Source organism: Arthrobacter silviterrae, assembly GCF_011045165.1.
Classification (GTDB): domain Bacteria; phylum Actinomycetota; class Actinomycetes; order Actinomycetales; family Micrococcaceae; genus Specibacter; species Specibacter silviterrae.
Window position 1 is genome coordinate 20,104 of record NZ_JAAKZI010000044.1, and the last position, 7,755, is coordinate 27,858.

Genomic DNA, 7,755 nt, shown 5'->3' on the forward strand with positions numbered 1-7,755 from the left:
ATAAGGAAGAACCCGCATGCTCGGCGCTGCAATTGAAGTTATTGGATGGCTCGGGGCACTGACCGTTACGGCAGCCTACCTGCTGTTTTCGACCCACCGGATACCCAACGGGTACCTTTTCCAGACAGGGAACCTGGCCGGCGCCGCCGGCATGCTCGCCAACAGCGTCTACCACTCGGCCTGGCCGTCGGCGACCACGAGCATCATCTGGTGCGGGATTGCTCTCTGGGCACTGACACGGCTGAAACAGCAGCACCAGGACACAACAACAGAGCCGATCCCGGCGGCGCTCGGCGATGGCTTCCTGCCGCCCCCGGGCCCGCCGGTCACGACCGGGGAAATCCCCTGCCAGGGGCACCCCGTGGAACACCACCACCCACCCGACTGTGCCGGCCAGCCTGCGAGAACACCAGCCCCGGCGCCCCACCCCTGAAAGGCCACTGCAATGGACACAACCCTATCCACCGAAATCACCCCGGCGCACTACCGCAAGGTCCTGGGGCGCCTGCCCACCGGGGTCGTCGCCATCACCGGCGTCAACAACGAGGACGAGCAGCTCGGACTCATCGTGGGGACCTTCCAGTCATTGTCCCTGGACCCGCCACTGGTGATGTTCTGCGTGGACAAGTCCTCCTCGACCTGGCCGAAATTGCGGAACCTGCAAAACTTCACCGCCAATATTCTCTCCGAAGGCCAAGTGGAGGTGTGCCGGGCGTTGTCCCGGAAAGGACCGAAGAAATTCGAGGGCCTGCCATACACCCCCGGGCCCCTGGGAACCCCCCGGCTGGACGGGGCATCGGCCTGGATCGACTGTGTCGTCACGGCCGAAGTCGCCGTCGGGGACCACTACATGGTCGTCGGGGCAGTCAGCGCCATGGAAGAAGGCAGCGGCGACGCGCTGCTCTTCAAGGGTGGTGCGTTCGGCCAATACCTGGGACATCCCGTCCTCATCCCCGCAACCACCACGGAGAAGTAAATGAATACCCGACAGGAGGCCGTCCTCCAGGCCTGGAACCTCGCCTGGGGACGCGGCGACATCGCCGCCTTCGAACGCCTCATCTCCCCGTCCTACATCCGCCGGTCCAAGACCGGATCGGAGGACTTTGGCCAGCTGCGCCAGACCATAGAAGCCACCCATGGGGCCTTCCCCGACTTCAGCACCCGGATCCTGCACATCGTCGAAGACGGGCCCTCCGCTGCCATCCACTGGGAAAGCACGGGAACACACCTGGGCACCTTCATGGACGTGCCGGCAACAGGACGCAACATTACCGTCACCGGGGCATCCTTTCTCAGGTTTGAAGACGGACTGCTGGCCGAGGAATCAGTCACATGGGATCCCAGGGAACTCCTGACAGCCCTTGGCATCTGGCATTTGGGGCCCGGCGGCCTGACGCCGAAGTCCTAGGCCGAAGCCGACCCCAGGGACGCCTTGTACCGGTCTCGCCCGTCAGGAACGTTCGACACACGCGGCGGCCACACACTTGAGGACACGAACAAAGTGGGAGCCATGTCCACCAACCACCGACCACCACAGCAACACACCTGCCCGCCGGAACCGGTCCAAGACTGGACCGAGCTCCACGGCAGCGACCAAGTGGACGTGCGACAGGACGGAAACCTTGTCTCCTCTGGAGAAATTGACCTGTGCACCGCAGACGGGAGCGTTTTCTGGCTCCTGCCGGACAACGCAGGGGAGCGAACAATGATCAGCAAAAGCGAGGGACTCTGCGTATACAGGAGAATCCCTGCCCGGAAAGGCCCCAAAGCCCAGACCGGGCGGGTGCCGGGCACTGCACACACGAGAGACACTGATTCCCACCCCACCGACCCCTAGGAGCAACACCGTGACACTCACCGGACATTCACACATCGCCGGGCAATCCGTCCCCGGAGACAATGGCACCATCCACGGCCTCAACCCCGCCAGTAACGAACGGCTCGAGCCCGGGTACACGCTCCTGTCCGAGGAGCAGCTCAAGGCCGCCACCGCCGCTGCGGCAGATGCCCATGCCTCCTTCAGCACCTTGGACCCTGAAACACACGCCCGCTTCCTGGAATCCATCGCGGAGAACATCGAATCCCTGGGCGAGGAACTGATCGTCCGGGCCGGCCAGGAGACCGGGCTTCCACCAGCCCGCCTGCAGGGCGAGCGGGCCCGCACCACCGGCCAGCTGCGCCTCTTTGCCGCCGTGGTACGCCAGGGCGATTTCCGTGGTGTACGGATTGACCCGGCACTGCCCGAGCGCACACCAGCGCCGCGCGTGGATGTCCGCCAACGCCAAATCCCGCTCGGCCCGGTCGCCGTCTTCGGCGCCAGCAACTTCCCCCTGGCTTTCTCCACAGCCGGGGGCGACACCGCCTCAGCCCTCGCGGCCGGCTGCCCCGTTGTCTTCAAGGCCCACAACGCCCACCCCGGCACCAGCGACCTCGTCGCCCAGGCCATCGCCCGGGCCGTCAAGGATGCCGGGATACATCCCGGTGTTTTCTCCCTCGTTTACGGGCCCGGGGCCAGTATCGGACAGGCGCTCGTCGCGGACCCCGCGATCAAGGCGGTCGGGTTCACCGGGTCCCAGGCGGCAGGCATTTCGCTCATGCGCACCGCCGCCGCCCGGCCCGAGCCCATCCCCGTCTATGCGGAAATGTCCTCACTGAACCCGGTCTTCGTCTTCCCCGGCGCCCTGAGGGCCGACGTGGAGGCGCTGGCACAGCAATACGTCGCGGCCGTCACGGGCAGCTCCGGACAGCTGTGCACCTCCCCGGGCCTGCTGTTCACCCCGGCCGGGAAGGACGGGGACCGGCTGGTGGCCGCCATCGGACGGGCAATCGCCGGGTGCACGGGACAGACCATGCTCACCGAAGGGATCGCCGGTGCCTGGGATTCCGGGACCGGTGCGCTCGGAGACGCCGAGAACGTCAGCGTCATCGGCCACGGCATCGCGGGCCCCACCGAAAACGCGCCAGCCCCGACCATCTTCGGCGCCGGCATTGAGGACCTCGTGGCCAACCCGGTCCTTCACGCAGAAATCTTCGGCGCAGCCAGCCTCATCATCCGTTACAGCGGCCTGGATGAACTGGTCGATGCCACCAACAGGCTCGAAGGCCAGCTGACCGCGTCGCTGCAGCTCACCGAGGAGGACTACCCGGCAGCAGCCCCGCTCCTGCCGGTGTTGGAGCAAAAAGTTGGCAGGATCATCGTCAACGGCTGGCCCACCGGCGTCGAAGTCGGCCACGCCATGGTCCATGGAGGTCCCTTCCCGGCCACCTCTGACACCCGCACCACCTCCGTTGGGACCTTGGCCATCAACCGCTTCCTGCGCCCGGTCGCCTACCAAAACCTGCCCCAGGACCTGCTGCCGGCGCCCCTGCAGGACGCCAACCCGTGGCACCTGAACCGCCAAATCAACGGCACCAGCGAGACAGCCCTCCTGGACGCCTGAAACACCCGGAACACCCCACCTGGCGCTGTTGCCCGCCCACGTCCGTAACGGCGCCAGGCAGGGGCAACAACCAGCCAGAATATTCCTTTCGGCCGAGGTGACCGTGGCACAAGGTTCCTGGCCGGGCACCGCTTGACGAGCCAGGACACAATGACCAGAAACGACGATCGCACCGGCCACGGGATCTACCAAGGACTGACCGACTACGGCGATGCCGGATTCGCCCGCTACCTGCGGCGCACCTTTGCCCACTCCACGGGCCGCTCCATCGAGCTGCTCGAACAACCCGTCGTGGGCATCGCCACCTCCACCAGCGACTTCAACACCTGCCACAGGTTGCAGCCCGGACTTGTCGAGGCCGTCAAGCGCGGTGTCCTGGCAGCAGGGGGCCTGCCCCTGGAGTTCCCCACCATCTCCCTTGGTGAGGGATTCCTCAGCCCCACGTCCATGATGTTTAGGAACCTCATGGCCATGGATGTCGAGGAAATGATCCGGGCTCAGCCCATGGACGCCGTCGTCCTCGTGGGCGGCTGCGATAAAACCGTTCCCGCCCAGCTCATGGGCGCCTTCTCCGCTATCCGTCCGGCTATACAACTGGTGACCGGGCCGATGATGACCGGTAGGTTTCAAGGCGAACGCCTCGGAGCCTGCACGGACTGCCGCCGATTCTGGGGCAAATACCGTGGCGCGGAGATCTCGGGAAAAACCATCGACCAGGTGGAGAAAAACCTTGCAACCACTGCAGGAACATGCGCCGTCATGGGCACTGCCAGCACCATGGCCAGCATCGCCGAAGCCCTCGGCATCGCCCTGCCGGGCAGTGCCACAGCGCCGGCCGTGCACGCCGACAGGCTCCGAATTGGTGAGGCCACCGGGCGGGCAGCGTTCCAGCTGGCCCTGAGCGGTAAAACACCCTCCCACATCGTCACCCGCGGCTCGCTCCACAACGCACTGCGGGTGCTACTGGCCATCGGTGGCTCCACCAACGCCCTGATCCACCTCACAGCCATGGCAGGCCGGCTGGGGCTGTCCATCAACCCGGCCGAACTAAACGAACTCTCCGACACCACACCCGTACTCGTGGACCTCAAGCCCACAGGCGAGCACTACATGGAAGACCTTCACGCTGCCGGGGGCATCCCCGCCGTCATGAACGAGATCCGGCACCTCCTTGACCTTGACGTGGCCACCGTGACCGGGCGAAACCTGCGAGAAACCTTGAACGAATTTGACCAAGCAGGCCACGACAGCGTGGTGCAGCCTTTTGCCGAACCGGTCCGCACCGAAGGGGGCCTCCTCTGGCTCACGGGGTCCCTGGCGCCGGGAGGCGCCCTGATCAAACGATCCGCAGCCAGCCCCGAACTCTTCGAAAAGACCGGCCGCGCCGTGGTATTCACCTCCCTGGAAGATCTCGCCCAACGCATCGACGACCCAAACCTGGACGTTGAGGAGGACGACTTTCTGGTGCTTCAAAACGCGGGACCACGTGCGGCAGGCATGCCCGAGGCCGGCTACCTGCCCATCCCCCGCAAACTAGCCGAACACGGTGTTAAGGACATGGTGCGCCTCTCCGACGCCCGGATGAGCGGCACGGCCTACGGCACCATCGTGCTGCACATCTCTCCCGAAACGGCCCTCGGAGGACCCCTGGCCCTGGTCAAAAATGGGGACCGGATTGCACTCTCCGTCAAACATGCTTCCCTGGAACTGCTCGTCCCGCCGGATGAACTGGACCGCCGCAGAGCACTATTGCTGGCCCCTGCGCCTGCCGCCGGTATCACCGGTTACCGTCGGCTGTTCCACGACCACGTACTCCAAGCCGAAAAAGGCTGCGACTTCGACTTCTCCCTGCCGGTCCCTACGGCAGGGACGATGGAGACCATGATAGGCCGGGGACGAATGCCTTTACCTGATAAACAGTCCGGCTGATCCGTATCCCAAGAGCCAGGTGCTCGTCCTGGGGTCCGGCACGGGTCACTTCGGTCTTATGGTTTTGTAAGGCCGGTTGTTAGGAGTCTCTTTAGACATGACTGAACGTAATAAGTATTTGCAGAAGTACAAGGATGGTGCCGCGGGGTTGGTCCTGTCTTCAGGCCGGCCGATTGCCCAAGTGGGCGTTGACGTTGGCGTGAACGAGGGGACCTTGGGGAACTGGTTGCGTCAGTATCGGAAGGCACGTCCGGAGAAGTTTGCGGCCCAGGAGAAGCGACCGGTTTCGTTGGAAGATCATCAGCGGGTCTTGGCCGAGATCGCGAAGCAGCTGAAGCAGCATGTTGAATTTGGGGAAAGTCAGCGCCTTCTTTGGAGCGTAGCAACGGTAGAGGACGTCTACGAGTTCATCGAAGCAGAGAAGGCGAACTATCCGATTGCCTAGTTGTGCCGGCTGCGCAAGGTTGCCCAATGTCGAGATTGTCCATATCAACATTTGATTACAGCGTTTGCTATGAACGCGTGCGACCACCGTCTTATGAATAAGAGATCAAGCGGACCTCAGCTTAGGCTGACGATAGGAGACGCAGCCGTGACTGAGATGAAGCAGGGCGCAAGGCTGCGGGCGAAGTCGGTGGATGAACGTCAACGGCATCCGACCGAAGTTCGCCGGCGGCTGGTCATTGAATCAGCACGTGATCTCATCGCGGACAAGGGACTTTTCAACGTCCAGATCCGCGACATTTCCCGGGTCTGCGGAGTCTCGCCCGGAACCATAACCTACCATTTCCGGAGCTTGGACGAAGTGCTGTGGGAGGTGATCAAGGCTGAAACAGTGGAATTCAACGAGCTGCTGCGCGAGGCCGTGGCAAACGGCGAAACAGACAAGTCGACCAAACTGCTGTCCCTTTTGGAGGGCATGTTCCGCTCGGATCCGAACACGAGGCGGCACTGGCTACTCCGCATGGACCTTTGGTCAGCGGCCACACGCGACGATGCCTATGGGGAATGGATGAACACCCACTATGAGGCGTGGTGGCAGGTCCTGCGGGACATCATCGATGCCGGTGTCGAGGATGGGGAGTTTAAGTGTCCGGACCCCTGGGCATTCGCAGTCTCCATCAGCTCCACAGTCGACGGGCTCGCCATCCAATGCTATTCGCGGTCGGCCCGCATCAGCGTCGTCCAGGCACGGCACCACCTTCTGTGCCATGTGCGGGCAGGCCTGGGAATCGTGGACGCCGATTAGGTGACTACTGCGTACCCGGTTTGCTCAAGTGTAGTTTGAGTTGTGGCACGGCCGGACTTTCCGCGGCCGATTCGGGAGTTTCAGGCACGGTTCTGTGATGAACAGGCCTGGGTTGGGGTCAGCCTGTTTTCGTGGACACGGTGGTTAGCGGGATCGTGGGATTCCGCGGGAAGGTTTCATCCAGGATGTCTCCGAGGTGTCGGTTCAATGAGGCGATGGATTCGGCGGCCGTCAGGTCGATCCAGGGGGTGGGCTCGTTGATCTTCAGCGTGTACATCAGGCGTCCGTTCCGCCAGTTCGCCGGCAACCAGCCCGGGACCATGTTCCCGTTCCGGGTCCAATCGTCTTGGACCATGGTCCAGGCACGCTCCAACGGCAGGCCGAATTGCTCGGCGGCAAAAGCCACAGCGTCACGGCCATCGCCAGCGTCTCGGCATAGGCGGTGCGCATATCGCCGGCCAGGTACACCGTCGATCCCGGAGTGTCGAACGGCGACCACGACGATCTATCCGCGGACCCTGCAGCCCGCGGCAACGGACTCAGCGGCCCGTAGGACGATTTTGCAATCCGATACCCAGTAACCGGGCCATCCAGGTAGGCCAGGCCAGTTGTGGCACAAACCTTGATCACCCGGAGAACCGGTCCTCGGTCATGGCCAGGGCGGCGGCCATGACATCCTTGGCACGCATCTCCTTGATGGCCTCGATCGGGGACACTTCGCCCAGCCAGGGGTGGCGCCGACGAACCACAACCGGGCGACGTGTTCACCTTCCACACTGGATACCGCCGTCCAGGCGCGGTGGGCCAATTGGAGCCGGGCCTGGGCCTCGGGCCGCGGCACCGCCCCGTCGGTGCGGGCCCAACGATAGCTAATCTTCGGATCCTTGCTCCCTGCCAGGGCGGCGACCAGTGTTGCACCAAGGGCCCTGTTGAGCTGGCGGACAATCTCGCGGATGCCCAGCCGGGCCGTGCCGCCATGGGCCGTTCCGACGTCAATGGAAATACTCATGATCGGCAGCACTCCTCTCCTGTCGCCTGCCAGGAGGATGGGACCGCTGTAGCCCGTTTTTTGCCACCTTCATGGGACCACCTGTTTAGCCAGTCATGGGACCGTCCGGCGTGTTGCGCCGGGGAGTC

At 63.9% G+C, this 7,755-nt stretch carries 8 protein-coding genes; 7 read left to right on the forward strand and 1 reads right to left on the reverse strand.

Translation table 11 applies throughout. The features are described 5' to 3' along the window. Positions 1-16: 16 nt before the first annotated feature. The 7 genes from G6N77_RS19680 (at position 17) to G6N77_RS17850 (ending at position 6,618) form a co-directional block, all read left to right on the forward strand. A complete protein-coding gene (locus G6N77_RS19680; protein ID WP_205678396.1) occupies positions 17-433 on the forward strand; it encodes a CBU_0592 family membrane protein in 417 nt (138 codons plus the stop codon). A 12-nt stretch (positions 434-445) separates the two neighbouring features. Beyond that, positions 446-976 carry a flavin reductase family protein gene (locus G6N77_RS17825; protein ID WP_165183515.1) on the forward strand — a complete coding sequence of 177 codons (531 nt, stop codon included), beginning with the start codon at positions 446-448 and terminating at the stop codon, positions 974-976. Next, the gene (locus G6N77_RS17830; protein WP_165183516.1) at positions 977-1,408 is read left to right on the forward strand and encodes an ester cyclase; all 432 of its coding nucleotides are present in this window, start codon (positions 977-979) and stop codon (positions 1,406-1,408) included. A gap of 439 nt (positions 1,409-1,847) precedes the next feature. Beyond that, complete coding sequence (locus G6N77_RS17835) at positions 1,848-3,440, forward strand: aldehyde dehydrogenase (NADP(+)) (protein WP_165183517.1); 1,593 nt, start codon at positions 1,848-1,850, stop codon at positions 3,438-3,440. Positions 3,441-3,590: 150 nt separating this feature from the next. Continuing rightward, a complete protein-coding gene (locus tag G6N77_RS17840) occupies positions 3,591-5,369 on the forward strand; it encodes a dihydroxy-acid dehydratase (protein WP_165183518.1) in 1,779 nt (592 codons plus the stop codon). Positions 5,370-5,466: 97 nt separating this feature from the next. Next, complete coding sequence (locus tag G6N77_RS17845; RefSeq protein WP_165183519.1) at positions 5,467-5,814, forward strand: transposase; 348 nt, start codon at positions 5,467-5,469, stop codon at positions 5,812-5,814. 156 nt (positions 5,815-5,970) lie between these two features. Continuing rightward, on the forward strand, positions 5,971-6,618 hold the full coding sequence (locus G6N77_RS17850) for a TetR/AcrR family transcriptional regulator (protein ID WP_240902404.1): 648 nt from the start codon (positions 5,971-5,973) through the stop codon (positions 6,616-6,618). A 118-nt stretch (positions 6,619-6,736) separates the two neighbouring features. Here G6N77_RS17850 and G6N77_RS17855 read toward each other — a convergent pair whose 3' ends face one another. Beyond that, positions 6,737-6,973 (reverse strand): hypothetical protein, encoded by a 237-nt coding sequence (locus tag G6N77_RS17855; protein WP_240902400.1) that lies wholly within the window; start codon positions 6,971-6,973, stop codon positions 6,737-6,739. Between the last annotated feature and the right edge of the window lie 782 nt (positions 6,974-7,755).

Coding starts and splice junctions, on each gene's coding strand:
- G6N77_RS19680 (WP_205678396.1), top strand. CDS start 17: ATGCTCGGCGCTGCAATTGAAGTTATTGGATGGCTCGGGGCACTGACC.
- G6N77_RS17825 (WP_165183515.1), top strand. CDS start 446: ATGGACACAACCCTATCCACCGAAATCACCCCGGCGCACTACCGCAAG.
- G6N77_RS17830 (WP_165183516.1), top strand. CDS start 977: ATGAATACCCGACAGGAGGCCGTCCTCCAGGCCTGGAACCTCGCCTGG.
- G6N77_RS17840 (WP_165183518.1), top strand. CDS start 3,591: ATGACCAGAAACGACGATCGCACCGGCCACGGGATCTACCAAGGACTG.
- G6N77_RS17845 (WP_165183519.1), top strand. CDS start 5,467: ATGACTGAACGTAATAAGTATTTGCAGAAGTACAAGGATGGTGCCGCG.
- G6N77_RS17850 (WP_240902404.1), top strand. CDS start 5,971: ATGAAGCAGGGCGCAAGGCTGCGGGCGAAGTCGGTGGATGAACGTCAA.
- G6N77_RS17855 (WP_240902400.1), bottom strand. CDS start 6,973: ATGGTCCAAGACGATTGGACCCGGAACGGGAACATGGTCCCGGGCTGG.